At 69.5% G+C, this 25,511-nt stretch carries 25 protein-coding genes; 18 read left to right on the forward strand and 7 right to left on the reverse strand.

What is annotated here, in order from left to right; all coding sequences use genetic code 11:
• Window positions 1–225: 225 nt before the first annotated feature.
• The 9 genes from OHA99_RS02805 to OHA99_RS02845 all read left to right on the forward strand — a co-directional run bounded on the left by OHA99_RS02805 (window position 226) and on the right by OHA99_RS02845 (window position 12,261).
• A protein-coding gene (locus OHA99_RS02805) for an IS3 family transposase (RefSeq protein ID WP_405693772.1) occupies window positions 226–1,430 on the forward strand; the annotation gives its coding sequence in 2 pieces (ribosomal slippage) (window positions 226–517 and window positions 517–1,430; 1,206 coding nt in all).
• Window positions 1,431–1,952: 522 nt separating this feature from the next.
• Window positions 1,953–2,675 carry a CTP synthase gene (locus OHA99_RS02810; protein WP_153176565.1) on the forward strand — a complete coding sequence of 241 codons (723 nt, stop codon included), beginning with the start codon at window positions 1,953–1,955 and terminating at the stop codon, window positions 2,673–2,675.
• Between the two features lie 110 nt (window positions 2,676–2,785).
• The gene (locus tag OHA99_RS02815; protein WP_194279827.1) at window positions 2,786–5,308 is read left to right on the forward strand and encodes a molybdopterin-dependent oxidoreductase; all 2,523 of its coding nucleotides are present in this window, start codon (window positions 2,786–2,788) and stop codon (window positions 5,306–5,308) included.
• Between the two features lie 54 nt (window positions 5,309–5,362).
• A complete protein-coding gene (gene aroA / locus OHA99_RS02820) occupies window positions 5,363–6,685 on the forward strand; it encodes a 3-phosphoshikimate 1-carboxyvinyltransferase (RefSeq protein WP_405693776.1) in 1,323 nt (440 codons plus the stop codon).
• Window positions 6,682–8,217 (forward strand): 2,3-bisphosphoglycerate-independent phosphoglycerate mutase, encoded by a 1,536-nt coding sequence (gene gpmI / locus OHA99_RS02825; protein ID WP_405693779.1) that lies wholly within the window; start codon window positions 6,682–6,684, stop codon window positions 8,215–8,217. Before aroA ends, gpmI begins: the two co-directional genes overlap by 4 nt.
• Complete coding sequence (locus tag OHA99_RS02830) at window positions 8,214–8,573, forward strand: hypothetical protein (protein WP_153176569.1); 360 nt, start codon at window positions 8,214–8,216, stop codon at window positions 8,571–8,573. Before gpmI ends, OHA99_RS02830 begins: the two co-directional genes overlap by 4 nt.
• Before the next feature lie 323 nt (window positions 8,574–8,896).
• Window positions 8,897–9,769: a phosphate ABC transporter substrate-binding protein gene (locus OHA99_RS02835; protein WP_153176570.1), complete on the forward strand. Its 873-nt coding sequence runs from the start codon at window positions 8,897–8,899 to the stop codon at window positions 9,767–9,769.
• 3 nt (window positions 9,770–9,772) lie between these two features.
• Window positions 9,773–11,584, forward strand: coding sequence for a phosphate ABC transporter permease subunit PstC (gene pstC, locus OHA99_RS02840; RefSeq protein ID WP_405693784.1), 1,812 nt, complete (start codon window positions 9,773–9,775; stop codon window positions 11,582–11,584).
• A complete protein-coding gene (locus OHA99_RS02845; RefSeq protein ID WP_405693787.1) occupies window positions 11,572–12,261 on the forward strand; it encodes an ATP-binding cassette domain-containing protein in 690 nt (229 codons plus the stop codon). Before pstC ends, OHA99_RS02845 begins: the two co-directional genes overlap by 13 nt.
• Window positions 12,262–12,380: 119 nt before the next feature.
• Here OHA99_RS02845 and OHA99_RS02850 read toward each other — a convergent pair whose 3' ends face one another.
• Window positions 12,381–12,722 carry a helix-turn-helix transcriptional regulator gene (locus OHA99_RS02850; RefSeq protein ID WP_153176572.1) on the reverse strand — a complete coding sequence of 114 codons (342 nt, stop codon included), beginning with the start codon at window positions 12,720–12,722 and terminating at the stop codon, window positions 12,381–12,383.
• A 117-nt stretch (window positions 12,723–12,839) separates the two neighbouring features.
• Window positions 12,840–13,199: a helix-turn-helix transcriptional regulator gene (locus OHA99_RS02855; RefSeq protein ID WP_007445854.1), complete on the reverse strand. Its 360-nt coding sequence runs from the start codon at window positions 13,197–13,199 to the stop codon at window positions 12,840–12,842.
• 156 nt (window positions 13,200–13,355) lie between these two features.
• Here OHA99_RS02855 and OHA99_RS02860 point away from each other — a divergent pair, with 156 nt between their 5' ends.
• From OHA99_RS02860 to OHA99_RS02875, 4 genes are all read left to right on the forward strand, one after another.
• The gene (locus tag OHA99_RS02860) at window positions 13,356–14,750 is read left to right on the forward strand and encodes an FAD-dependent oxidoreductase (RefSeq protein WP_153181632.1); all 1,395 of its coding nucleotides are present in this window, start codon (window positions 13,356–13,358) and stop codon (window positions 14,748–14,750) included.
• 64 nt (window positions 14,751–14,814) lie between these two features.
• Window positions 14,815–15,273: an ArsI/CadI family heavy metal resistance metalloenzyme gene (locus OHA99_RS02865; RefSeq protein WP_405693792.1), complete on the forward strand. Its 459-nt coding sequence runs from the start codon at window positions 14,815–14,817 to the stop codon at window positions 15,271–15,273.
• A 7-nt stretch (window positions 15,274–15,280) separates the two neighbouring features.
• Entirely contained in the window at window positions 15,281–16,513 is a 1,233-nt protein-coding gene (locus OHA99_RS02870) for an MFS transporter (protein ID WP_405693795.1), read from the forward strand.
• Window positions 16,514–16,650: 137 nt separating this feature from the next.
• Window positions 16,651–17,013 carry a helix-turn-helix transcriptional regulator gene (locus tag OHA99_RS02875; RefSeq protein ID WP_153181633.1) on the forward strand — a complete coding sequence of 121 codons (363 nt, stop codon included), beginning with the start codon at window positions 16,651–16,653 and terminating at the stop codon, window positions 17,011–17,013.
• A gap of 493 nt (window positions 17,014–17,506) precedes the next feature.
• Here OHA99_RS02875 and OHA99_RS02880 read toward each other — a convergent pair whose 3' ends face one another.
• Window positions 17,507–18,472: a pirin family protein gene (locus OHA99_RS02880; protein ID WP_266573473.1), complete on the reverse strand. Its 966-nt coding sequence runs from the start codon at window positions 18,470–18,472 to the stop codon at window positions 17,507–17,509.
• A gap of 138 nt (window positions 18,473–18,610) precedes the next feature.
• Between OHA99_RS02880 and OHA99_RS02885 the strand changes: the two genes are divergently transcribed.
• On the forward strand, window positions 18,611–18,958 hold the full coding sequence (locus OHA99_RS02885) for a tetratricopeptide repeat protein (RefSeq protein WP_007387319.1): 348 nt from the start codon (window positions 18,611–18,613) through the stop codon (window positions 18,956–18,958).
• Window positions 18,959–19,022: 64 nt separating this feature from the next.
• Complete coding sequence (locus OHA99_RS02890; RefSeq protein WP_405693800.1) at window positions 19,023–19,667, forward strand: peptide deformylase; 645 nt, start codon at window positions 19,023–19,025, stop codon at window positions 19,665–19,667.
• Window positions 19,668–19,719: 52 nt separating this feature from the next.
• On the opposite strand, the gene OHA99_RS02895 is transcribed toward OHA99_RS02890, so the two are convergent.
• On the reverse strand, window positions 19,720–21,153 hold the full coding sequence (locus OHA99_RS02895; protein ID WP_153176680.1) for an NAD(P)/FAD-dependent oxidoreductase: 1,434 nt from the start codon (window positions 21,151–21,153) through the stop codon (window positions 19,720–19,722).
• Between the two features lie 120 nt (window positions 21,154–21,273).
• Here OHA99_RS02895 and trxA point away from each other — a divergent pair, with 120 nt between their 5' ends.
• Entirely contained in the window at window positions 21,274–21,675 is a 402-nt protein-coding gene (gene trxA, locus OHA99_RS02900; RefSeq protein ID WP_153176681.1) for a thioredoxin, read from the forward strand.
• A gap of 19 nt (window positions 21,676–21,694) precedes the next feature.
• On the opposite strand, the gene OHA99_RS02905 is transcribed toward trxA, so the two are convergent.
• Together OHA99_RS02905 and OHA99_RS02910 are read right to left on the reverse strand one after the other, a co-directional pair.
• Complete coding sequence (locus OHA99_RS02905; protein WP_164381289.1) at window positions 21,695–22,729, reverse strand: LacI family DNA-binding transcriptional regulator; 1,035 nt, start codon at window positions 22,727–22,729, stop codon at window positions 21,695–21,697.
• A 64-nt stretch (window positions 22,730–22,793) separates the two neighbouring features.
• On the reverse strand, window positions 22,794–23,498 hold the full coding sequence (locus tag OHA99_RS02910) for a TetR/AcrR family transcriptional regulator (protein ID WP_405693805.1): 705 nt from the start codon (window positions 23,496–23,498) through the stop codon (window positions 22,794–22,796).
• A gap of 140 nt (window positions 23,499–23,638) precedes the next feature.
• Here OHA99_RS02910 and OHA99_RS02915 point away from each other — a divergent pair, with 140 nt between their 5' ends.
• Window positions 23,639–24,202: an NAD(P)H-dependent oxidoreductase gene (locus tag OHA99_RS02915; protein ID WP_007387316.1), complete on the forward strand. Its 564-nt coding sequence runs from the start codon at window positions 23,639–23,641 to the stop codon at window positions 24,200–24,202.
• Window positions 24,203–24,259: 57 nt separating this feature from the next.
• Here OHA99_RS02915 and OHA99_RS02920 read toward each other — a convergent pair whose 3' ends face one another.
• Window positions 24,260–25,165 (reverse strand): LysR family transcriptional regulator, encoded by a 906-nt coding sequence (locus OHA99_RS02920; protein WP_153176684.1) that lies wholly within the window; start codon window positions 25,163–25,165, stop codon window positions 24,260–24,262.
• A 142-nt stretch (window positions 25,166–25,307) separates the two neighbouring features.
• Between OHA99_RS02920 and OHA99_RS02925 the strand changes: the two genes are divergently transcribed.
• The gene (locus tag OHA99_RS02925) at window positions 25,308–25,511 is read left to right on the forward strand and encodes a hypothetical protein (protein ID WP_153176685.1); all 204 of its coding nucleotides are present in this window, start codon (window positions 25,308–25,310) and stop codon (window positions 25,509–25,511) included.

A 25,511-nucleotide genomic window follows, 5' to 3' on the forward strand; every position in this document is an offset into this window, starting at 1 on the left:
CCCAAACTAAACAGCATCTATCGCTATCAACAGTCATCACTGTTAATAACGGCCTGGTTTGTGCGCCGGATCCGGCCAACTCGCGCGGCCTCCCACGACCCGGCAGGGCAGGTTCCGTTCACCGCACTGGCGTGCACAGAAGCACTCACGGTGACGGATGGGCCTTGACCCCTGATGTTGAACACACGAGACACTGGATCCTGAGGATCTGAGAACGGACATCTCGTGGTGATGAAGAACTACCCGCCGGAGTTCAAGGCGGACGCGGTCGCGCTGTACGAGTCGCGGCCGGAAGCGACGATCAGGTCGGTCGCAGCCGATCTGGGGATCAACCCGGAGACGCTTCGGAACTGGGTTCGGGCGGCCGGCGCGAGTCGTCCTCGGGGACGCCGGACGCATGAACCGGCCCAGCCGCCGGCCCCGCTGGAAGCGGAGAACGCGGCCCTGCGCAAGAAGGTCCGCGAGCTGGAGGAGGAGCGCGAGATCCTGCGCAAAGCGGCGAAGTATTTCGCCGGGGAGACACGCTGGTGAACCGCTTCCAGTGTGTCGCCGACCTCCAGCGCCGTTACGGCGTGAAGCGGCTCTGCAGCATCCTCGGCGTCAGCCGCTCGAGCTTCTACTACTGGCGCCGGACGGTTGCGGACCGGGCGGCCCGGCAGGCGGCCGACGCGAAGCTGGCCGCCCGGATACAGGCCGTGCACCGGGAGTCGGACGGCACCTACGGGGCCCCGAGGATCACAGCCGAGCTCCGTGAGGAGAACGGCGAGGCGGTCAACCACAAGCGCGTCGCCCGAATCATGCGGGCGTCCGGGATCGAAGGGATCCGGTTGCGCCGCCGGCACCGCACCACCGTCCCCGACCCGGCCGCCGCCAAGGCGCCGGACCTGATCGGCCGCGATTTCACCGCCCAGAGGCCGAACGCGAAGTACGTCGGTGACATCACCTACCTGCCCATCGACGGCGGGAAGTTCTGCTACCTGGCGACCGTCATCGACCTCGCCTCACGGCGCCTGGCCGGCTGGGCGATCGCCGACCACATGCGCACCGGTCTCGTCACCGACGCCCTGGCCGCGGCGATCCGCACTCGCGGCAGCCTCGCCGGATCGATCATGCACACCGACCACGGAGCCCAGTACACCAGCAGGGCATTCGCCGAAGCATGCAGGTCAGCAGGGGTGCGGCGAAGCATGAGCGCGGTCGGCTCCAGTGCGGACAACGCGCTTGCCGAGTCGTTCAACGCGACCTTCAAACGCGAGACCCTGCAAGGACGAAAGAGCTGGCCCGACGCGCGCGAAGCCCGACTCGACGCCTTCCGATGGCTGAACCGCTACAACACCCGACGCCGACACTCCCGCCTCGGACAACGATCACCGATCGCCTTCGAGGACGCCCTCCAACTCACACCAACTACGCTGGCACCAGCCGCATAACCCGTGTTCAGGATTCGGGGTCAAGGCCCGATCACCGCCGAGCGGGACTCCTGCCGCCCCCTCCGGTCCGCTAGCACCGGAGTGCCACTGTGACGGCTGGTCAGAGCACCTCCTTACCGCCCCTGGCAGCCGACGCAGCGGCAGTCCCGTCACATGACAGAGATGGCGTGATCGTTTCCAGGCCGACCCGGAAACCCTCGAATACTTTGACCGCCATCGATAAATTGAGCGAGAAGCAGCACGGGGGGCCTGCAGAGGGCTCCCACACGGGGCACACCAGGGGGCTGGCAGACATGCGTACATCCGGTAGGCAACAACTCGCAGCCCAGCCGCCCACACGGCGGTAGTTCCCCGCTTTCCTTCCTCACGGGACCCGTGCGTGGCGGCACGGTCCTGACATCACCTCAGGCACGACCACACCCGCGCAGCAGAACGCACGGCACGCGCTCTGCCGCGCCCCTTGGGCTGGAACCGTCACTGGCGAGACGGATTCGCCCTCCTGAACCGTTGAAGGGGAAAACGATGTCAGTCTCTGCACAGCCACGCCTTGCCCTGGTGGGAGACCGCGGCAATCACGACGAGCCGTCCCACCCCAAGATCGACGCGATGCGTGAGCAGTGGGACCTGACCACCGAGTGGATACCGACCACCGACATACACGACGCCTCGGTTCTCGACGGCTTCGACGGCATATGGGTCGTGCCGGGAGCCCCGTACTTCAACCAGAAGGGCGTGCACGTCGCCGTGCGCCACGCCCGTGAGAACGGGCTGCCCTTCCTGGGCACCTGCGGTGGCTTCTTCAGCGCCCTGATCGAACACGCCCAGAACGTGCTCCGCCTCCCCGAGGCGGCCGGCGTCGACGAGGACCCCGAGAAGCTGATGCCTCTTGTCACGCCGCTGAAGTGCTCCTTCCGCGGAGAGAAGGCTCCCTTGACAGTGATGGAGAACTCCCGGCTGGCCGGTATCTACGGCACGACCGAGGTCGAGGAGATCTTCCACTGCGACTACGGCCTGACCGACACCTTCATGAACGCCGCCAACCAGGGCTCACTGAGGCTGAGTGCCTGGGACAGCGACGGCGCACCGCGCGCCCTGGAGATCACCGGCCATCCCTTCTTCCTCGGCAGCCTCTTCCAGCCCGAGCTCTCCTCCGCTCCGGGAAGCGAACACAAGATCCTCAAGGCGTTTCTGGCCGCCGTAAGCGCGAAGGCCGGCACCGACGCTCTGCCGATGCCCACGACCTGACCACCACGGCACATCCGTATCCGACAAGGCCGTGCGGCGCGCCCGCACGGCCCGGGCACCGCCATGCCCGCCTCGTACCCCACACCAGGCGGAAGGATCCCCACGTCTTCATGAAGCGCGATCAGCACGGTCTGTCCCGGCGCGGTTTCGTCCGCGGGAGCGTCGTCGGCGGTGCAGGCCTTGGAACGCCCGTCCTGCTTCCGATGGTCTCCGCACGCGCAGCCGACGCCTCAGGCTCCCCGGGAGAGCCGTCCGGTACGGGCGGAGGGTCCGGCGCGGATTTCACCGACCAGTCCGCCGCCTTGACCCCTGACAAGACAGTCGCCACCGCCTGTCAGTTCTGCAATTCCAACTGCCGACTCAACGTCGATCTCAAAGCGGGTCGTGTACTGGCCGTGCGAGGCGAGGACAGCGACCCGGTCCAGCAAGGGCAGGTGTGTGTCAAAGCCGAGCTGATGCCGCAGCTCGTCTACAACACCGAGCGGCTGACCCGTCCACTTCGCCGCGTCTCCGGTGCGAAGGGCTCTCCGCACTCCAAGTTCGAGGCCGTGAGCTGGGAGGAGGCCCTGCACACCATCGCCAAGAATTTCCTGGCGCTGCGGGATGCAGGCCAGGCCCACACCATCGCCAACCGCACCACCGGCCGGATGCCCCGAGGCACCGGATCTCTCGTGGCCCGCATGTTCGCCATGCTGGGCAGCCCCAACAACACGGATGTCGGCCCGGTCTGCAACGACGCCGGCGGCAACGCCCTCGCGATGACCTTCGGACTCGGCAACTTCACCAACGGCTACGGAACCGACGGCGCGACCGGCAAGGACGACCTCGGCTCAGCGCGCCATTACCTGTTCCTGGGGACCAACCAGGCCGAGACACACCCGGTCACCTTCGACTACCTCCTGCGCGGCCGCAAGGAGAACAACGCGACCCTGACGGTCGTGGACCCGCGCCTGACGCCCACCGGAGCCGCCGCCGACCGCTGGGTGGCGCCGAAGCCGCACACAGACCTCGCGCTCCTGCTCGCCATGCTCCACCACATCGTGCAGGAGAAGCTGTACGACAAGGCGTTCGTCAAACGCTGGGTAGCAGGGTTTGACGAGCTGCGCCGACACCTCGCGAAGCACGAGTACACCCCCGAGTGGGCGGCAAAGGTAACCGGAGTCAAGGCCGATGTCATCGCCAAGATGGCGGTGGAATACGCGACGGCGAAACCGGCAGCGATCTTCTGCAACGCGGGAATCTCCCACCAGCTCGGCGCCTTCGACACCTACCGGGTGGCCACGTTCCTTGCTGCGGTGACCGGCAACATCGGGCAACCCGGCGGCGGCTGCAACTTCATGCACAACACCTGGCCCGGCGACCTGCAGCTGCCACCCCTGGACGCCGACCTGCCCGAGCGGCGCGAGGCGCTGCCGGTCGGCCCGGACTACTTCGCCGAGTCCATCCTCACGGACGATCCCTACCGGCTGCGCGCGGTGGTGACCCAGGGCAATCCGCTGGTGTCCTCGGCCAACACCACCAAGGTCAAGAAGGCATTCGAGCAACTCGACTTCTACGTCTACACCGGCCTGTTCATGGAAGAGGCCGCGTACTACGCCGACATCATCCTGCCGGTCTGCAGTGGCCTGGAGATGGAAGGCGTCTACATGCGCCGCGACGACCGAGCCATTCGCTGGCAGGACCAGGCCGTCGACCGAGTGGGCGAATCCCGGCCGGACTGGGAGATCTGGGTCGGGCTCGCGCACGCGCTGGCCGAACTCGACAGCCGTCGGCCGGCCGCCGAGTGGCGTGCGGCGTTCCCAGAGCGGTGGATGAACTACCGGGAACTGTGGGACGACTTCGTCACCCACACCCCCGGCGTGGGCGGAATGACCCGCGCAAGGATGCGACAGCGCACCGAGCCGCTGCGTTGGCCGTGCCCCACCGAGGACCACCCCGGCGTGAGCACCCTCTACCTGGACCACCCCAGCTGGTACCAGGCGGCCGAGTCACTCGACCCGGCCAACCGAGGCAAACGCTTCCTCACCCCCAGCGGCAAGGTAGAGATCTCGACACCGGCCCTGGAGAGGAAGCTGGCGGTCACCGGGCACGGTGCCCTTCCGATCTTCTACACACATCCCGAGGTCACGGGCAGGAACCCCACCCTGTCCTACAGTCGCAAGTTCGTCACGAACCCCATCAACCCCCAGGCAGTCACCCATCCCGTACGCCTGGGTGTCCCGGGAAGCGACGCGGTGCACCGTGACTTCCCGCTGATGGGCATGACGGGCCGACCCAGCGTCGTCCACTTCGCCGAGGTGACCCACTGGACGCCCACGGGCAAGCAGCTCAACGGCATCCGCTTCATCCAGATCCACCCCGACACGGCACGGCGTTCCGGCATCGCCGACGGCGACGAGGTGACCGTCGAGAGCCCTCGCGGATCGGTTACCGGTACCGCACTGCTCTGGGAGGGGATCAGAGCGGACACCGTGTTCGTCCCCAACACCTTCGGCCCGGCCCAAAAGCAGGGTGACCTCTTCGACGACCCCCGCTACGAGGCGGCCAACACACTGCCCGACGACCGCTTCTACGACAACCTGTCCGGCCAGCAGGCCTTCAAGTGCTTCGCCTGCCGGGTCGTCAAAGCCTGACGCATCACCGAGCACAGGCATCACCTCACCCGTCCCCACTGCAGGAGGCAACGCATGTCCGCAACGCCCGACCCACGGCTCAAGGCCGAGGCCCTCACGATCCGAACCCTCACCGGTTTCGACGAGACAGTCCGCGTCCTGGGATCCAAGAGCTACACCAACCGTTACCTCGCCGTCGCTTCGCTGTCCGGGCAGGAAACGGTCATCGACAACGCGCTGTTGTCCGACGACACCGTCTACTTCTCCCGCGCCATCGAGACCTTCGGTCACGTCACCTGCGACATCGACCACGCCACCGCCCGCATCCGCGTCACCCCCACGGGCAAGCCGATGCGCGCCCCGAGCGAGGACATCTTCGTCGGTGGCGCGGGCACGCCGCTGCGGTTCCTGATCTCCATGGCCGGCCACGCCGACGGCACGACGATCATCACCGGTAATGCCCGCATGCAGGAGCGCCCCATGGGCGACCTGCTCAAGGCACTGCCGGCACTGGGCGTGGACGCCACGGCGGTCCGCGGCAACGGCAGCCCGCCCGTCCGCGTCGTCGGCGGCTCCTTCAAGGGCGGCGCCACCTCCATCAGCGGAGCCGTCTCCAGCCAGTTCACCTCAAGCCTCATCATCAACGCCCTGCGCGCCCAGACCGACACCGAGATCACCATCAGCGATGACCTGGTCTCCAAGCCCTACCTGGAGATGACGCTCGCCGCACTGGCGGAGATGGGCGTGAGCGTCGACCGGGACGGCTACCGACGCTTCACCGTCCCGTCCGGTCAGCAGGCCCGCGGCGGCCAAGTCACCGTCGAGCCGGACGCCTCCGGCATGTCCTACTTCCTGGCGGCCGCCGCCATCCTCCAGTCACGCGTCGTCATTCCGGGCATCGGTGCCGGCTCCCACCAGGGAGACGTCCACCTCGTCCAGGCCCTGGAGCGAATGGGCTGTCGCACCGAGGTAGGCGACGACTCGATCACGGTCACCGGAGGCCCCCTGCGCGGCATCGACATCGACATGGAGGCCATGCCCGACGTCGTGCCCTCACTGGCCATCGTCGCCGCGTACGCCGAAGGCACGACCCGGATCACCAACATCGCGTCCCTGCGCGTCAAGGAGTGCGACCGCATCGCCGCCGTCACCACCGAATTGCGCAAGATGGGCATCGACGTGGAGGAACACGCCGACGCGATGTACATCACCGGCGGCACTCCGCACGGCGCGGTCATCGACACCTACGACGACCACCGCATCGCCATGACCTTCGCCATCGGCGGTCTGCGCACCGAGGGCGTGGTCATCAAGGACCCGGGATGCGTCGCCAAGTCCTTCCCCGCCTTCTGGCAGACCCTCGACACCCTGCACCCGGACCTGGAGAGCACCAAGTGAGCACACCCGAACCGGTGCTCGCCGGCCCGGGCATCCTCCTGGTGCTCGACGGCTGGGGCTCCGCCGACGCGGCCGACGACAACGCCCTGAGCCTCGCCCGCACCCCGGTGCTGGACGAACTCGTGGCCCAGCACCCGAGCACGCTGGCCGAAGCTTCCGGCGAAGCGGTCGGTCTGCTCCCCGGTACGGTCGGCAACTCCGAGATCGGCCACATGGTCATCGGAGCCGGAAGGCCCCTCCCCTACGACAGCCTCCTGGTCCAGCAGGCCATCGACAGCGGCACCCTGCGCAGCCATCCGCGGCTGGACGCCGTGCTGAACGAGGTCGCCGGCTCCTCAGGCGCGCTGCATCTGATCGGTCTGTGTTCGGACGGGCAGATCCACGCCCACGTCGAGCACCTGAGCGAGCTGCTGGCCGCCGCAGCCACGCACCAGGTGGAGCGCGTCTTCATCCATGCGATCACCGACGGCCGGGATGTCGCCGATCACACGGGCGAGGCGTATCTGACACGGGTGGACGAGTTGGCCGCTGCGGCCGGAACTGGGCAGATCGCCACAGTCATCGGCCGCGGCTACGCGATGGACAAGGCCGGCGATCTCGACCTGACCGAGCATGCGGTCGCCCTGGTCGCCGACGGGCGCGGCTCCCCGGCCGACAGCGCCCACTCGGCGGTCCACTCGAGCGAACGCGGCGACGAGTGGGTCCCCGCCTCCGTGCTCACGGAAGCGGGTGACGCGAGGGTCACCGACGGGGACGCGGTGCTGTGGTTCAACTTCCGGAGCGACCGTATCCAGCAGTTCGCGGACAGGCTCCAGGAGCACCTCGCAACCACCGGCCGCACGGTGAGCATGGTGAGCCTGGCCCAGTACGACACCCGCACCGCGATACCCGCCCTCGTGAACCGCGCGGACGCCTCCGGCGGTCTGGCCGATGAGCTCCAGGAAGCCGGGATGCGCAGTGTCCGCATCGCGGAGACCGAGAAGTTCGAACACGTCACGTACTACATCAACGGCCGGGACGCGACCGTACGCGACGGCGAGGAGCATCTGCGGATCACAGGTGAGGGCAAGGCCGACTACGTCGCCCGTCCCCACATGAACCTCGACCGTGTCACGGAGGCGGTGGTCGAGGCGGCCGGCCGCGTCGATGTCGACCTGGTCATCGCCAATCTGGCCAACATCGACGTGGTCGGGCACACGGGCAACCTCGCCGCCACCGTCACGGCCTGCGAGGCGACCGACGCCGCCGTGGACCAGATCTTGCGAGCGGCCCGGAACAGCGGCCGATGGGTAGTGGCCGTGGGAGACCACGGCAACGCCGAACGCATGACCAAGCAGGCTCCGGACGGCAGCGTACGGCCCTACGGCGGCCACACGACGAACCCGGTCCCGCTGGTGATCGTCCCCAACCGGACCGACACGCCGGCACCCACGCTGCCCAGAACGGCCACGCTGGCCGACGTGGCCCCCACCATCCTGCACCTACTGGGACACAAACCCGGACCCGTCATGACAGGAAGGCCCCTGCTGTGAGTCCACTCACCCCCACACCCGACCACGCCCTGTGGCATCGAACTCCCGCCCTGTCCGACTGCCTGACGCAGCCCCACATCGCGGCCGCCTTCGATCAGGACGCTCTCGTCCGCGAGCTGGAGGCCGACGGCATCGAGGGAGTACTGCACGAGCCCGCCGACCGCTCGCGAGCGGTGCTGGGCCTGCACAACCCGTCCACGACCGAGAGCCGCGTCAATCTCCGCGCCCTGCTGCCCGAACACGCCAACTGCACCTGGCACTTCCTCAGCGGCTCCATGCACACCAGCGAAGCAGCCGACGGCCTGCACCTCCACCTGGCCGCATCCGACACCGTCTGGCTGACCACCACCACATAGCGAGGGCCGCGCCACCAGATCCCCCCCCCGCAGCCTGCGCGAGCAACCCTCCCACGGGAGATTCCTCGCGTTCTCTTTCAGGGCACCGCCAACCCCGAAGGATCTGACATGCACGCCTGCACGCACTCAGCGTTCGTCCACGCCCCACCCAGCACTCGGGACACCCCTCCGTCTGCCATTGGCATGACTGACGGGGACAGTCCACCTACCAGCCCAGTCCTTCCTCGTCTGTCACACCGGTGACCGTCCTGAGGGCGTCGCATCGCGCCCTGTCCCCCTGCACCCCGAGTACCACGGTCACGCGCAAAGGAAGGGCCTCAGAAATGATCAGCAAGAAGCGCCGCCTCGCATGCCTCGCAACTTCGGCACTGGCGGTCATGTCGTTGGCCGGTTGCGCCGACGGCGGAGCCGGAAAGAGTGGCGCCCTGCAGGTCAGCGGGTCCACCACCGTGGCTCCGGTCGCCGCCGACGCGGCCGAGGCACTCAAGGCCGACGGACTCGACATCACCGTCGCCACCCAGGGCGGTTCGGCCGGCGGCATCTCGCAGCTCGCCTCCGGGCAGATCACCATCGCCCTGAGCTCGAAGCCCCTGTCCAAAGAGGACAAGGCCGCCAACCCCAACACCGACTTCGTCTCCACACAGATCGGCGCCGACGCCGTCGGCATCATCGTCACCAAGCAGGTCGCCGACGCCGGCGTCAAGAACCTCACCGCCGACCAGGTGCGTGACCTGTTCGAAGGCAAGATCAAGAACTGGTCCGAAGTCGGCGGCCCGGATCTCGACGTCTTCGTCTACGACAAGGAACCGGGGCGCGGCACGCGAGAGGTCCTCGACAAGTACATCTACGGGGACGAGAAGGCCCCGCCGCCGCCCGAGTCCGGCAACTTCGCCATCGTCGGCGGCAACCTGGAGACCCGCAACAAGCTGGAGTCCACGCCCGGCGCCGTGGCACCGCTGTCCACCAGCTTCGTCGAGGGACGCGACCGCCTGGCCGCGGTCACGCTGGACGGGATAGAGGCGTCCCCCGAGAACATCGCCACGGGCAAGTACCCCATGTCCCGTCCCCTGTACATGATCACCGACGGCAAGCCGGAGGGGACCGCCAAGAAGTTCATCGACTACGTACTCTCCGCCAAGGGCCAGGCCTTGATGACCAAGCACGACTACCTGACCCTCAAGGAAATCGGGAAGTAGTCGATGACCACGAAGACCCTGACACGGCCGCCCGTCGCACCCGACGTCGGCAGCCGCCCACGCGCCTCCAAATGGATCTGGAGTTGGCTCTACGGCGGGGCCTTCGCCGTGGCGGCCCTGCTCCTGACCGTGATCGGATATCTCGGCGCAGGACTGGCCAGCGGACACGTCAACTGGCCTGAAGTGCTGACCGAAAAGGCATGGAGCCCGACAAGCTCTGTGTACGGCGGCCTGGCAATGATCTACGGAACCGCCGTGGTGTCCGCCCTCGCGCTGGTCATCGCCGTGCCGATCAGTTGGGCCGCAGCCGTCGCACTGTCGGAGTACCTCCCGCCCCGTCTGTCCCGGCCCCTACGCATGTGCGTGGAGCTACTCGCAGCCGTACCGTCCATCGTCTACGGCCTCATCGGCATCATGGTCGTCCGCCCTGTCATTGCGCAGATCGCCGACGTACCCGGCGGCGACAGTCTCGCTGCCGCCGGCATCGTCCTCGCCGTCATGATCACTCCGACGATCGTGGCGGTCAGCGTCGACGCACTCGCTGCTGTGCCGGACCGTGTCCGCGAGTCCGCGTACTCCCTCGGCCTGACCCGCCGGGAAGTGGTCCGCTCAGCAGTACTGCCGCTTGCCCGGTCCGGCATGCGAGCGGCTGTGCTGCTCGGACTGGCCCGAGCACTGGGCGAAGCCATCGCCGTCTTCCTGGTCGTCGGCCGGGCAGACGGACGACTGCCCACCAGTTTCGGGGGGTTCCTCGACTCACTGTCCCACCCCGGCCAGACTCTGACGACGAAACTCGCCGGTCCGGAGCCCGTCCTCGCCGGGACCTCAGGCCCCCACTTCGCCGCGCTGTGCGCACTCGGTCTCATCCTCCTGGCGCTGGTGGCCGCCGCGACCATCTGGGGCACACGAAGTCGCACCCGCAAGAACGCGGCGGAACGCACTCCGCGCTTCCGGGGGACATCTCGGATGCGGTTGCAGCGGGACCGGCTGGTCATGACGCTGCGGCTGGGCGCCCTGCTCCTACCCAGTGCCCTCCTCCTCGGCATGCTCGGTCTACTGGTGACGCGAGGGAGCTCGGCGTTCAATCCGTCTTTCTGGTTCTCATCAGCGACGGGCGCGGCAGGAGGAGGCGTCCGCGACCAGATCGTCGGCACCGTGCTCCTTATCATCACCACCGGCATCCTGGCCCTGCCCCTCGGATTCGGCGCGGGCATCCTGATCGGCGTCCACGCATCCGAGCGCACCGCGCGAGTGCTGCAGACCTTCACGGTCGTCCTCGGAGGGGCTCCGACCATCCTGCTGGGCCTGGCCGGATTCGTGATCCTCTCCACCACCATGGGCTGGGGCCGGTCGTGGCTGGCCGGCGCGATCGTACTCGTTCCCGTCGTGGTGCCGGTGATAGCCCTGACGACATCCGCCCGCGTCAGGAGCATCCCCCCGGAACTCAAGGAAAGCGCCATGTCCCTCGGCCTGACGCGCGCACAGTTCGTCCGCTCCGTCGTAGTTCCGTACACCTGGCCCGCAACGATCACCGGACTGCTGCTCGGACTGGCCCGCGCCGCCGGCGAGACCGCCCCGTTGATCTTCACTGCGACGGTCTTCTTCGGCGCACCCGCCCTACCGAGCGGCATCGTGGAAGCGCCGGTGCAGGCACTACCGACCCACATCTTCACGCTCTCCCAGGACTCGGGAGACCCACAGGCCGTCACCCAGGCATGGGGAAGCGCCATGGTGCTGGTCATCATCACAGCCGCACTTCTCAGCGCGGCGGTCGTGCTGCGCAACCGCTTCGAGGGGGAACGATGGACAACGTGATCACCGTGCGCGAACTCCGCGTGCGCAGCAGGGACAAAAACCTTGTCGGCCCCGTCTCCTTCAGCCTCAAGCACGGATCGACCACGGGCCTGTGCGGACCGTCCGGGGTCGGCAAATCCACGGTTCTGCGCGCCCTGGTGGAACTGCTCCCCAACGGACTGAACCGCGATGGGGAACTGCGGGTGCTGGACCGCACGATCGCCCCCTGCAAGGGAGACGCCGACCTGAGGTCGAAGATCGTCCTTGTGCCCCAGACGCCTGTCGTCTTCGGGGGCAGCGTCCTCGACAACGCCCTGTTCGGGCTCCGCCATCTTCTCCGCGCCTCCCAAGAGATCCTGCGCGAGCGAGCGGAGAAGGCGCTGGAGGAAGCCGGACTGTGGAAGGAGGTCGCCGACCGGCTCGACTCACCCGCGCAGAATCTTTCCGCAGGTCAGCGCCAACGACTCTGCCTTGCCCGGGCTCTGGCCCTGGAGCCGGCCGGACTGCTGCTCGACGAGCCCACCAGCGCCCTTGACGAACGCAGCAGGGACAAGGTCGAACAGTCCATTTCGGCGCTGCGCGGAAGCCGTGCCGTCCTCCTGGTCTCCCACGACCCGGCGCAGGTGGAACGCCTGTGCGATACGACCGTCCACCTGGACCAACCCGTGACGGCATCCACACCTGCCGCCGTGGGCTGATCGCCAGTAGGTGGACGGAAGTCTGCCAACGCCCACAGTGTCTCGATCGCCCCTCACCTCGCGTCGTTGCACCGCACCGCACCGCTCGGAGGCGGGGCCCAATCCCGACGACGGGATACTTACGCGCCGACCTGGCTGCGCTGATGCAGGATCTGCATCAGCGCAGCGCGCACACCCGCACCCAGCTTGTAGTAGACGAGCCGACCGTCACGTCTGCTCTCGATCAGGCCGATACAGCGCAGTCGTTTCAGGTGATGGCTGACGGTGGCCGGGGACACCCCGACGTCCGCCAACTCATGCACAGGGGCTTCACCCCCGGACTGCTCCGCGAGCTTCATCAACAGCTGCAGACGAACGGGATCTCCCAGGGCCTTGAAGACTTTGGACCACCAGACCATGTCGGCCGTACTCAGCTCCAGACACGTCCCGTCACAAGCAGAGCCCGCCCCTGTCTGACACATGACATCTCCCTCCCAGCGTCCCTTCTGGGATCCGTTACCGGTGGGCATGTCCTGGCACCCAGGGGACCGCAGCACACCGTCCGAGCGCACACCTGCGGACGGGCAGAGCCGACCGGTTCAGGTGGTCTGCGACAGCAGTCCCGCCATGGCCGACAAAACGCCGGGCGCAACTCGGTAGTACACCCAGCTGGCACGGCGCTCCGACTCGAGAAGTCCGGCCTCTCTCAGCTTGCGCAGGTGGTGGCTGACCGTGGGCTGAGAGACTCCGACATCCTGAATGTCACAGACACAGGCCTCGCCGCCCGGCCGAGCAGCGATCTTCGAGAACAGCCGCAGCCGGACGGGATCGGACAGCGCCTTGAACATCACGGCGATCTTTTCCGAGTCCGCAGCGGACAGCTCTTCCTTGCCCAGCGGCTGGCAGCACCAGGACGCGGTGGCGTTCACGTTGGTGGAGTCCAGAGCCAGATTCGACATGCCTCTATGTTGACAGGCATCTAATCATTTGCCAAGCAGTAAGCGGAACCCCTCTGCGCCCGATCGGGCGCAGGATAGATGAACTTCTATGTTGACGGATGTCGATTCCGGATGCATCCTGGCGGCATCGACAAACATCGAAGCCGAGGAGTCATCGTGACTGCGCCCGCCGTCCTCACCCCGCCCGTAGTCGTCATCGGCGCCGGACCCATTGGGCTGGCTGCCGCAGCTCATCTGCTGGAACGGGGTCTGCGCCCGCTCGTGCTGGAAGCAGGCCCCACCGCCGGCAGCGCCGTCAGCGAGTGGGCACACGTCCGCCTGTTCTCCACCTGGGGCGAGGTCGTGGACCCCGCCGCCGAAACGCTCCTCACCCCCACCGGGTGGAGCAGGCCCGACAGCAGCACCTACCCCAGCGGCGGCGACTGGGTGAAGCACTACCTGCAGCCGCTCGCCGACACCCTCGGCGACCAGATTCGCTACGGAGCCCGAGTCACCGGCGTCTCGAAGGCCGGCCGTGACCGCGTCGTGGACGCCGATCGCGACGCACAGCCGTACGTCGTCCAGGTGAGGCACACTGACGGCCGGGAAGAAAGGATCACCGCCTCTGCGGTGATCGATGCCTCCGGCACTTGGTCCCTGCCCTCCCCCGCCGGCAGCAGCGGTCTGCCCGCCCTCGGCGAGCACATGGCCTCCGACCGTGTCACCTACCGCGTCCCTGACCTCACCGACCCGGCGGTGCGCGCACGCTACGCGGGGAAGCGCACCGCGGTCATCGGCTCGGGCGCCTCGGCATTCACCGCACTCGCCTCACTGGCCGAACTCGCGCGATCGCAGAACAGCGCGACGACAAAGGCGGTATGGGTACTGCGCCGCGGCCTCTCGGGCTCCACCTACGGCGGCGGCGAAGCAGACCAGCTGCCCGCACGCGGTGCCCTCGGTCTGGCTGCCAAGGCCGCCGTCGATGAGGGCCACGCCGAGGCAGTCACCGGCTTTCGCACCGAGGCCGTAGAACGCGATGCTGAGGGCCGACTGATCCTCGTCGCGGAGGACGGTCGGCGGCTCCAGGCAGTGGACGAGGTCATTGTCCTGACCGGTTTCCGCCCCGACCTGTCCTTCCTCTCCGAGGTCCGCCTGCGCCTGGACGAGCGCCTGCAGGCACCGGTCGAGCTCGCTCCGCTGATCGACCCCAACCAGCACTCGTGCGGAACCGTCTACCCGCACGGCCATCGGGAACTGTCCCACCCGGACTCCGGTGTCTACCTGGTCGGCATGAAGAGCTACGGACGAGCTCCCACGTTCCTGGCAATGACCGGCTACGAGCAGGTCCGATCCGTCGCGGCCGCCCTGGCCGGCGAAACCGAAGCTGCCGACCGCGTCGAACTGGTCCTGCCGGAAACCGGCGTGTGCGGAGGCTCCGGACTCTTCGACACGGACGGCGCCGCCGAGCCTGAAACGGAAGGCTGCTGCGCTCCGTCCGCTCCGCAGCTGGTCCAGTTGTCCACCATCTCCCCCCGACCGGCCACGACACCCGGCAGCAGCTGCAACGCCTGATCCCCACCCGTAGCCGTTGTGGCCGCGGGAGCGCGCACCATTGAACCGGCAGGAGGAATGTCCCATGTCGCGGATACAACTCGCCCTGCGAGTTCCCGACTTGCAGTCAGCCATCGCCTTCTACAGCAAGCTCTTCGACACCGAGCCGGCCAAGCTCCGTGATGGCTATGCGAACTTCGCCGTCACCGAGCCGCCGCTCAAGCTCGTTCTGATCGAGGGAGAAGAGGGCGCGGCCACCCGCCTGGACCACCTCGGTGTCGAGGTGGCATCCACCGAGGACGTTGCGGCAGCCACCGCCCGGCTGAGTCAGGCAGGGCTGAGCACTCGCGAAGAGAACGACACCGCCTGCTGCTACGCCCTGCAGGACAAGGTGTGGGTGCACGGCCCCGGTCAGGAGGCGTGGGAGGTGTACGTCGTGAAGGCGGACGCGGACACCCTGGCCAAGCAACCCGGCAGCACGTGTTGCGCACCCACCCACGCCGTCCAACCGGGACCGCAGGCCACCACAACCAGTTGTTGCTGACCGGCGCATGAGCTACCGCTCCCCCGCCTCCCCCGCGACCACCGCCCTCGACCGGCCGGCGCGGCCGGGGGCGGCTCTCCCCGCCCTGTGCCTGACCCAGATCACCAGCTGGGGCATCGTCTACTACGCCTTTCCGGTCCTCAACCCACAGATCACCATGGCCACCGGCTGGAGCGTCACTGCAACCACGGCCGCGTTCTCCGCTGCCCTGCTGATGTCGGCTGTTGCGGGCATCGGCATCGGCCGCATCCTCGATGCCCGAGGACCTCGCACCGTCATGACCGTCGGATCGGTGGTCGGCACAGTCAGCTTGGTCATCATCGCCAGCGCCCCCAACCTGACCCTGTTCACCGCCGGATGGCTACTGGCCGGTCTCACCATGGCCTCCACCTTCTACCAACCCGCGTTCGCGGCGCTTACCCGCTGGTGGGCCCCCAACCACGTACGGGCGCTGACGATCGTCACTCTTGCCGGCGGCCTGGCATCGACCGTCTTCGCACCACTCACCGCCCAGTTGGCCAACCACTTCAGTTGGCGGCACACCTACCTGCTTCTGGCTCTCGTCCTGGCCACAGTGACGGTGCCCCTCCACGCCTATGCCCTGCGCGGCCCATGGCCCCCCGCCCCATCCCCGAGCACAACAGGTGAGACCGCATCTACAGTCGTCATCACGCGTAGCCGTCCCTTCCTTCTTCTGGCAACGGCTCTGACCCTGTCGGCGTTCGCAACGTACGCCGTCGTCATCACCCTCGTCCCCCTGCTGCTCGACCGCGGCTACACCGCTGCCGAAGCCGCCTGGGCCCTGGGGCTGGGCGGAACCGGCCAAACCCTCGGCCGCACCCTCTACGCCTCACTGGCCCGCCGCAGCTCCCCCGCTCTACGCGCAGCAGTGCTGATCGGCATGGGAGGACTGACCACCGCGGCCTTCGCGCTCATTCCCGGCCCCTACGGGGTGCTTGCGACGCTGGCCGTCATCGCCGGCACCGTCCGCGGCAACCTGACCCTGCTGCAGGCCACCGCCATCACAGACCGATGGGGCGCCAATCGCTACGGCCGCCTCTCCGGCATCCTCGCCGCCCCCACGACGACCGCCTCCGCACTCGCTCCGTTCGCCGGCACCGCCCTGGCCGCCCCTCTCGGCGGCTACCCCCACCTGTTCGCCGTTCTCGCGTTGACCTCGGCCGCCGCTGCGCTCATCGCCTGGTACACGGCACCAACTACGGCTGCCACAAAGCCATAGCCACCAAGGACCGAAACGGAGAGGCCAGCATTAGCAGCTGCCCAACATGAGGTGAACTCGCAGTCCGGCCATATTCGATCGTGTCAAGGTGATCACACTGCGTCTATGGTTGACGGGTGACTGTCATAGATCTGCAGATGTCGGATGACGGGTTCCTCGAAGGTGGCTCGTGCGGGCCCGGGCTGAACTGCCAGCCCTTGGAGCGATCAGAAGCCGAACAACTGTCCACGATACTGAGATCCATCGCCGACCCCACCCGCCTGCAATTGTTCCGACTCCTGGAACGGGCCCCCGATGGCGAGGCCTGCGTGTGCGATCTGGCGGACAGCCTGGGGCTGCGCCAGTCCACAGTCAGTCACCACCTGAAGATCATGACTGAGGCAGGGCTCCTGGACCGCGAACGGCGCGGTACTTGGGCCTGGTTCTCCGTCAATCACGAAGGCCTGCGTCGGATCCGCTCCATCCTGGACCCGGCTCCCCATGCCACGACAGGGCCGTGATTCACGGGGATCTCTCTCAGAGGCTCACATACGCGGTACGACCAGCCGCCGAGAAGCCTGCTACGAGCGCTCCGATACGGCTCTCCTCCAGGAAGGCAGCACCATAAGCCTCACCATCACAGCCATTGACGCCGCTTGTAGAACCCCCACAATACGATGGGCCAAGCAGCGAGTCCGTGCGGCAGAGCGTGTGCCGGTCACCCACAGGCTCGCTATCCACCCGGTGGTCATCCGGCCACGCTGACGACGCCACCGCGCCCAGAGGTCAGCCACAAATGCCATCGGAACATGATGACGCGTCAGTAGAGTGAGCAAAGGGTTAGCAAGTGTCCTGCCACAGCCACCCACAGATGGCCACACCCTCGACAGGCATGGCGCAGCGCATCGAGCTAACAGCACGCCCTGCCGCCCCTCGCCCGCAAGGTACCCATGAGGGACGACGGAGGACGGCCAGCCGACTGGCCGGCATCAGCTCATCGGCCATTCCCGCAGGTCAGCGTTCCCTTCCGCGCGGCTTCAGTGGCACCGTCGGCAGCGCAGGGGCAGGCAGCGGGACGCCGTCATACCCCTTGACCTCACCGAACCGTGTCCCTTCCATCCAGTCCCGGCGGGCCTGCACGATCTCCTCCTGGGAGCGTCCGATCCAGTTCCAGAACATGATCAGTTCCTCCTCGAACGGCTCGCCGCCCAGGAGCATCAGGCCCGCGTCCGAGTCGGCCCGCAGGGGGAGTTCGTCGCGGCCGCAGCCGAGGTAGAGCATCGAGCCCGGCACCAGCGGCACGCCGTCGACGTGGGCCTCGCCGCTCATGGCCAGTACGGCGTATTCGAAGTCCCGTTCCAGCGGCAGGCGTACGTCCGTGCCGCCGGTGAGGGTCAGATCGGCGCCGACGAGGGGGGTGTACGTCGTGCCGGGCGAGGTGGCCGTGTCGAGGGTGCCCATGAGGACGGTGGCCGTCAGGCCCGGGGCCGTGACGCGGGGCAGCTCGGCGTGGAACTCGAAGTGCGGGTCGGTGTGGCGGTGGGTGTCCGGGAGGGCCACCCACAGCTGTGCGCCGTGCAGCAGGCGGGCGTGCGCACGCGGGCTCTCCTCCGAGTGGCTGATCGCGCGGCCGGAGGTCATCAGGCCCAGCTGGCGCGGGCGGATGGTCTGGAGGCTGCCGGTGGAGTCGCGGTGCAGCACCTCGCCCTCGTGCAGCCAGCTCACCGTCTGAAGGCCCATGTGCGGGTGCGGCGGCACCTGCATGCCGGGCTCGTCGGCGATGTCGTCGGGGCCGTAGTGGTCGACGAAGCACCAGGCGCCGACCATGCGCCGGCCCAGGTTGGGCAGCAGTCGGCGGACCTCGGTCGACTCGCCGAGCTTGACGTTGCGAGGGCTGAGGAGTTCACGCACGGGCTCCGTCACCACGAAGCCGCGGCCGCCGCACAGGCTGGGAACCGCGTCCCGGTCAAGGTTGCTCATGCCGCCCAACGTAGCCCCAGACCGGCCGTCCGCGTGGGGCGGTCCCCGTGGCGTCACCGTGGCGGGCGACGGCAGCTCCATCGGTAGTGGAATGTTCAACCATATGGCGTGGTTGCAGGAGACCGAAGGAGGTTTCGAGTGGACACGACGTACTACGACCACGGAACGCCGGCGGAGCGCTGGGAGCGCGCGCGGATGTTCTTCGACGCCAAGGACTACGCCGCCGCGGCGCGGGTCCTGGACGGGCTGGTCGCGGAGGTGCCCGAGCAGACCGGACCGCGGCTGCTCCTGGCGCGTTCCTACTATCACTCGGCCCAGCTGCGGCGGGCGGAGGCCGAGCTGCGGACGCTGGTCGAGCGGGATCCCGTCGAGCAGTACGCCCGGCTGATGCTGGGCCGCACCCTGGAACGGCAGGGGCGGCAGGAGGAGGCGGACGCCCAGCTGCGGATCGCCTCCGCCCTCGCGGGCGACTTCGCCGGACGCTGAGCCGGGACGGGCGGCGCCGCTGAGCCCTGACGGGCGGCGCGTCGCTCCGTGGCATCCTGGCGCGATGGGAACTCCGCATGAAGGTGCCCCGCTTGCCGAGCGGGTCGAGGAACTGCTCGCCGTCGGCGGCCCGTTGCCGATCGTCGCGGCCGGCGATCCGGTGCTGCGGCGGCCGGCCGAGCCGTTCGACGGGCAGTTGGAGCCGGCGCTGCTCGCCCGGTTCGTCGAGGCGCTGCGCCTGACGATGCACGCGGCGCCGGGTGTCGGGCTGGCCGCGCCGCAGGTGGGCGTGGGGCTCGGGATCGCGGTGATCGAGGATCCGGCGCCGGTGCCGGACGAGGTGCGGGTGGCGCGTGGGCGGGTGCCGCAGCCGTTCCGGGTGCTGGTCAATCCGTCGTACGAACCCGTCGGCGCCGGGCGCGCCGCGTTCTTCGAGGGCTGCCTCAGTGTGCCGGGGTGGCAGGCGGTGGTGGCGCGCCACGCGGAGGTGCGGCTGCTGGCGCTGGACGAGCACGGGCGGACCGTGGACGAGGTGTTCACGGGCTGGCCGGCCCGGATCGTGCAGCACGAGACGGACCACCTCGGCGGAATTCTGTATCTCGACCGGGCCGAGTTGCGCTCGCTGTCCTCCAACGCGGCGATGGCGGACCTGTGGTCCCAGCCGACGCCGGAGCGGGCGGCGTCGGCGTTGGGGTTCGAGCTGCCGTGAGCCCGGCGGTCCGGCCGGGCTCACGTGCCCACGTCCACACGGACCGGCCCCGTCAGTTGTCCCGGTACGTCTCCAGGAGCCTCAGCCACACCTCGCTGATCGTCGGGTACGACGGGACCGCGTGCCACAGGCGACTGACCGGCACCCGGCCGGCGACGGCGACGGTGGCCGAGTGGATCATCTCGCCGACGCCGGGGCCGACGAAGGTGACGCCGCGCACGATCTCGTCCTCCAGGTCGACCACCATGCGGGCACGGCCCTTGTAGCCGTCGCCGTACAGGCTCGAGCCCGCCACCGCGATGGGGACGTCGACGGCGCGGACGCGGTGTCCCGCCTGCTCGGCCTCGGCCAGGGTCGGGCCGACGGACGCGACCTCGGGGTCGGTGAACACCACCTGGGGCACGGCGTCGTGGTCGGCGGTCGCGGCGTGCGCGCCCCAGGGGTCGGACTCCAGGATCGGCACCCCGGGGGCGCGGGCGGCGATGGCGGCACCCGCGATGCGGGCCTGGTACTTGCCCTGGTGGGTGAGGAGGGCGCGGTGGTTGACGTCGCCGACGGCGTAGAGCCAGTCGTGGCCCTCCACCCGGAGGCTGTCGTCGACGGGAAGCCAGGAGCCCGGCTCGAGGCCGACGGTCTCCAGGCCGATGTCGCCGGTGCGGGGAGAGCGGCCGGTGGCGAAGAGGATCTCGTCGGCCTCCAGGCGGTCGCCGGTGTCGGTGACGGCGACGACGGTGCCGTTCTCGCGGGTGACGGACTCGACGGAGACGCCGGTGCGGACGTCCACACCGGCGTCGGTGAGCGCCTCGGCGACCAGTTCCCCGGCGAACGGCTCCATGCGGGCCAGCAGGCCGCCGTCGCCGCGTACCAGCATCGTCACCCGGGAGCCGAGGGCCTGCCAGGCGGTGGCCATCTCGACGGCGACGACTCCGCCGCCGACGACGAGGAGCCGGCCGGGTGCGCTCTCGGCGCTGGTGGCCTCGCGGCTGGTCCAGGGCCGTACCTCGGCGAGTCCGGGCAGCGGGGGCAGGGCGGCGGCGCTGCCCGTGCAGACGGCGACCGCGTGCCGGGCGGTCAGGGTCCGGCGGGTGCCGTCGGGGCCGGCCACCTCCACCGTGCGCGGTCCGGCGAGCCGTCCCTGGCCGCGGTACAGGTCGGCGCCGATGCCCTCCACCCACTGGACCTGGCCGTCGTCCTTCCAGTGCGAGGTGAACTCGTCGCGGCGGGCGAGGACGGCCGCGGCGTCGAGGGGTTCCTGGACCGCCCCGGCGAGGCCGGGCAGCCGGCGGGCGTCCGCGCGGGCGATGACCGGGCGCAGCAGGGCCTTGCTGGGCATGCACGCCCAGTAGGAGCATTCGCCGCCGACCAGTTCGCTCTCCACGATCGCGGTGGACAGCCCGGCCGCGCGGGTGCGGTCGGCGACGTTCTCCCCGACGGGGCCCGCGCCGATCACGACGACGTCGTACGTGAGGGAATCCGATTGCGTCATGGGGTCAGTCTGGTGGGTGGTGTGCGACGTGGCCACATGGGTACGTGCGCGGAATACCCACCAGGTCGGCAGTGTTGTGCCGACGGCTACTCCCCCGAAACCAGGAAGAGGGATTACCTCATGACCAGCACCGTGGAACTCACCAAGGAGAACTTCGACCAGACGGTCACGGACAACGAGTTCGTGCTGATCGACTTCTGGGCGGAGTGGTGCGGTCCGTGCAAGCAGTTCGGGCCGGTCTACGAGAAGGCCGCGGAGGCCAACCCGGACCTGGTGTTCGGCAAGGTGGACACCGAGGCGCAGCCCGAGCTGGCGCAGGCCTTCGGCATCAGTTCGATCCCGACGCTGATGATCGTGCGGGACCAGGTGGCCGTGTTCGCGCAGCCGGGCGCGCTGCCGGAGGCGGCCCTCACCGACGTGATCGGCCAGGCCCGGAACCTGGACATGGACGAGGTCCGCAAGGCGGTCGCCGAGCAGCAGGCCCAGGCCGGGCAGAACCAGAACGGCCCGGAAGGCCAGTAGCGGGCGGTTCGGCCCCCGGTCAGCTCGACTCCCGGTGCACCACCGTCGCGCCCAGCACCTTGTGGCGCTCGGGTGCGGCACCGGGGTCGTGCACGGCCCGGTCGACGAGTGCGGCCAGGTCGCGGCCCGCGGGCAGCTCGAGGTGGACGGTGCTGAGCCGGGGCCGCAGCAGCCGGCCCAGCATGAGGTCGTCGGCGCCGATGACGGCCGTGTCGCCGGGGACCTCGAGGCCCTCGTCCTGGAGGGCCCGCATCAGCAGCATCGCGTACTCGTCGTTGTACGCGAACACCGCGTCGAGTCCCAGGGGACGCCAGCGCGCCGCGAGGCGGGCGGCGTCCCCTTCGGCGTAGGCGAGGGGCAGCTCGGTGACGGTGGCGTCGGTGCCGGCGACCGCCTGGCGGGCGCCCGCGAGGCGCGGTGCCGAGAAGACGTCCAGGCCGCGTTCCGCGGGGACGACGACGCCGATGGTGCGGCGTCCGCGGTCGTACAGGTGGCGGGTCGCGCCGCGACCGACGCCCTCCTGGTCCGTGAGCAGGGCGTGCGCTCCGTCGACCGGCTCGGGGCCGAGGGTGAGGACCGCCCGGGCGCCGGAGCGTTTGAGGATCTCCACACCCCGTGGTCCGAGGTCGGAGGCGGGGGCGAGGACGGCGACCGGGCGCAGTTCGGCCCAGGCGCGGGCGGCCTCGTCGCCGTGCGCGCCGGCGGTGCCGTACTGCACGACGGTGTACTCGAGGCGGCCCAGGGCCCACTGGAGTTCGGCGACGAAGCGGCTGTAGAGCGGGCCCGCCGGGAAGGACGGCGCCGGCATCAGGACCATGCGGCTGTGCCCGGCGCGCAGTGAGCGGGCCGCGGCGTGCGGGACGTATCCCAGTTCCCGGGCGGCCTCGCGGACGCGGCGGCGGGTGGGTTCGCTGATCCGTACGGCGTCGGCGTTGTTGAGGACGTAGGAGACGGTCGCGCGCGAGACGCCGGCCAGGCGGGCCACATCGGCGCTCGTGGGGGCCGAGCGCGGTGCGGAGGGCTCGTGGGCGGGCTGATTCGGTATCTGCACCATGACGTACGGCATCCTGGCAGAAGCCGGGCGCGGGACGGCGGGCGGGGCGACGCCGGCGGAACGCTCAGGCCGTCTCGGCGGTCGCGGGGAACTCACCGCCGGCGTCCGGGGGGTCGGTACGGGTCACCCGTGCCACGAGGTCGATCCAGCCCGCCCGCACCCGTTCGGCGGGCAGCCCGCACTGCTGGGTGAGGTGGTGGATCAGGGCCGCGTCGAGGTAGGCCATCAGGGTGTGCGAGAGGAGTTCGCCGTCGGCGTCCGGCACGGCCTCCCGCAGCAGCAGCGCCACGTGCTGGCGCAGGAAACGGCGCGGGGCGAAGGTGTGGCGGCGTTCGGCGCTGGGTTCCCCGGCCAGGAGCAGGTCGAGCTGGTCGACGGAGCGGCTCAGCAGCGCGCAGCCGAAGGCGCGCAGCCGCTCGACGGGCGGTGCGCCGGGGCCCAGGGGCGGCGGACCGGTCAGGAGCGCGGCCTGGAACTTGCGCTCGGAGTGGTCGAGCATCGCCGCGAGCAGCCCGGTGCGGTCGCCGAAGCGGCGGAAGACCGTGCCCTTGCCCACGCAGGCCGCGGTGGCCACCGCCTCCATGGTGAGGGCGGCCGCGCCGTGCTCGGCGACCAAGCGTTCGGCGGCCTCCAGGAGCCGGGCGCGGTTGCGCGCGGCGTCGGCGCGCAGGCAGGGCTCGTCCGTGTCGGACCCGGTGCCGAGTTGCAGCAACTCGGGCGAGCCGGCGTTCTCCTGAGGCTGCGGGAAGGGCGGCGGGGAGGCGGACATGAAGCCAGCGTAAAGCATCGGGAAGAAAACTGGACCGCGGTCCGTTTGGGATGTTAGAAATTAAACGGACCTCGGTCCGGATCGTGGACCGCAAGGTCGCGGCCCGCCCGTCACCCTCTGTTCCATTACTGGGAGTACTCATGTCTGTCCGCATCCTTGCGCTCGTCGGCAGCCTTCGCGCCGGTTCGCACAACCGCCAGCTCGCCGAGGCTGCCGCCAAGTTCGCGCCGGAGGGCGCCGAGGTGCAGCTGTTCGAGGGGCTTGCCGAGATCCCCTTCTACAACGAGGACATCGACGTCGAGGGCAGCGTCCCGGCCGCTGCCGCGAAGCTGCGCGAGGCCGCCCAGGGCGCCCAGGCCTTCCTGCTCTTCTCGCCCGAGTACAACGGCACCATCCCGGCCGTCCTGAAGAACGCCATCGACTGGCTGTCCCGCCCGTTCGGCGCCGGCGCCTTCACCGGCAAGCCGGTCGCCGTGGTCGGTACCGCCTTCGGCCAGTACGGCGGCGTGTGGGCGCAGGACGAGGCCCGCAAGGCCGTGGGCATCGCCGGCGGCAAGGTGATCGAGGACATCAAGCTGTCCATCCCCGGCTCCATGACCCGCTTCGCCGAGACCCACCCGTCGGACGACGCCGAGGTCGCCGCGCAGCTGACCGAGGTCGTCGCCCGGCTGCACGGCCACGCGGACGAGGCCCTCGCCGCCTGACCGGCGCACACCTGACGCGTGGACCGGAGCTCGCCCGAGCTCCGGTCCACGCGTGTGTCAGGCCACCGCGGCGGCGGCCAGGGTGCGCAGTTCCTCGAGGGCGACCGCGACCGCGGTACGGCGGTGACCACCGCTGCGCGTGCAGGTCAGCAGCTTGCGGTGCGGCCGGTCGGCGCAGGGCACGCGGACGATCGGCAGGTCGGGGGTCAGCCGGGCGAGCCGGGGCACCAGCGCGACGCCGAGCCCGTGGGCGACCAGGTGGGCCGTGACGTTCCAGTCCACCGCGAGATGGACCACGTCGGGAGTGAACCCGGCGGCGCCGCACGCCGACATCACGTGCGTCCGGCAGGGACTCTGCGGCAGCGGCGCGATCCAGGCCTCGTGGGCCGCGTCGGCCAGGTCGGCCTCCCCCCGTCCGGCCAGTGGATGGTCCGCGGGGACGACCAGGTCGAACGGTTCGTCCAGGAGCGGTCGCTGTTCGAAGCGCGTGTCGGCCGACGGCGGGCTGGCCGGGGTCGCCTCCACCACCGCCAGGTCGCTCTCCCCCTCGAAGAGCAGGTCGAAGCTCTCCGCCACCTCGACCTCCCGGATCCGTACCGAGAGCCGGGGGTGCCGCTCGCGCAGCCGCGCCGCCATCGGGGCCAGCAGGACGGCGACGGCCACGGGGAACCCGGTGACCCGCAGCGGCCCGGCCGGGGCGCCCTCCCCCGCCCGCAGATCCTGTTCGGCCTCGTCCCAGCGGGCCTCGATCGCGTCGGCGTGTTCCAGCAGGCTCTCGGCGGCCGCGGTGAGCCGCACCCCGCGCCCCTGCGGCTCCAGCAGGTCGACGCCCAGGTCCCGGGCGAGCTGCCGGATCTGCTGCGAGGCGGCCGAGGTGGTGAAGTGCAGGGCGCGGGCCGCCGCCGTGACGGTGCCGTAGTGGGCGACGGCCCGGAGCACGTGCAGCCTGCGCAGATCAATCATGAAGTGCACGCTTCACGGTGGAGTCCGTAAAGTCAACCTGGACGTGAACGGATTCGTGGCCGCACCCTTGTCAGTGGCGCCACGGTGGGCCCGAACACCCACACCGGCATCCCCACGTACCACCGACGCACGAGGAGTCGCCATGCCCAGCACGACCGGTCTCGTCTGCCCGCACTGCGGGTGGCCCGACGGCGCCGAGCCCTTCCAGGTGGTGTCCGCCCATCCCACCGGGGCGGGCGGGACCCTGTGGACCCGGTGCGCCTGCGGTTCGCTCCAGGCCCGCGTCGTCGACGGACACGGCAGCCGGGTGGTCTCGCGCGGCAGGCCCACCCCGGCCGGCCGCTGA

Origin of the sequence: Streptomyces coelicoflavus (assembly GCF_045041415.1) — a bacterium.
Taxonomy (GTDB): domain Bacteria; phylum Actinomycetota; class Actinomycetes; order Streptomycetales; family Streptomycetaceae; genus Streptomyces; species Streptomyces coelicoflavus.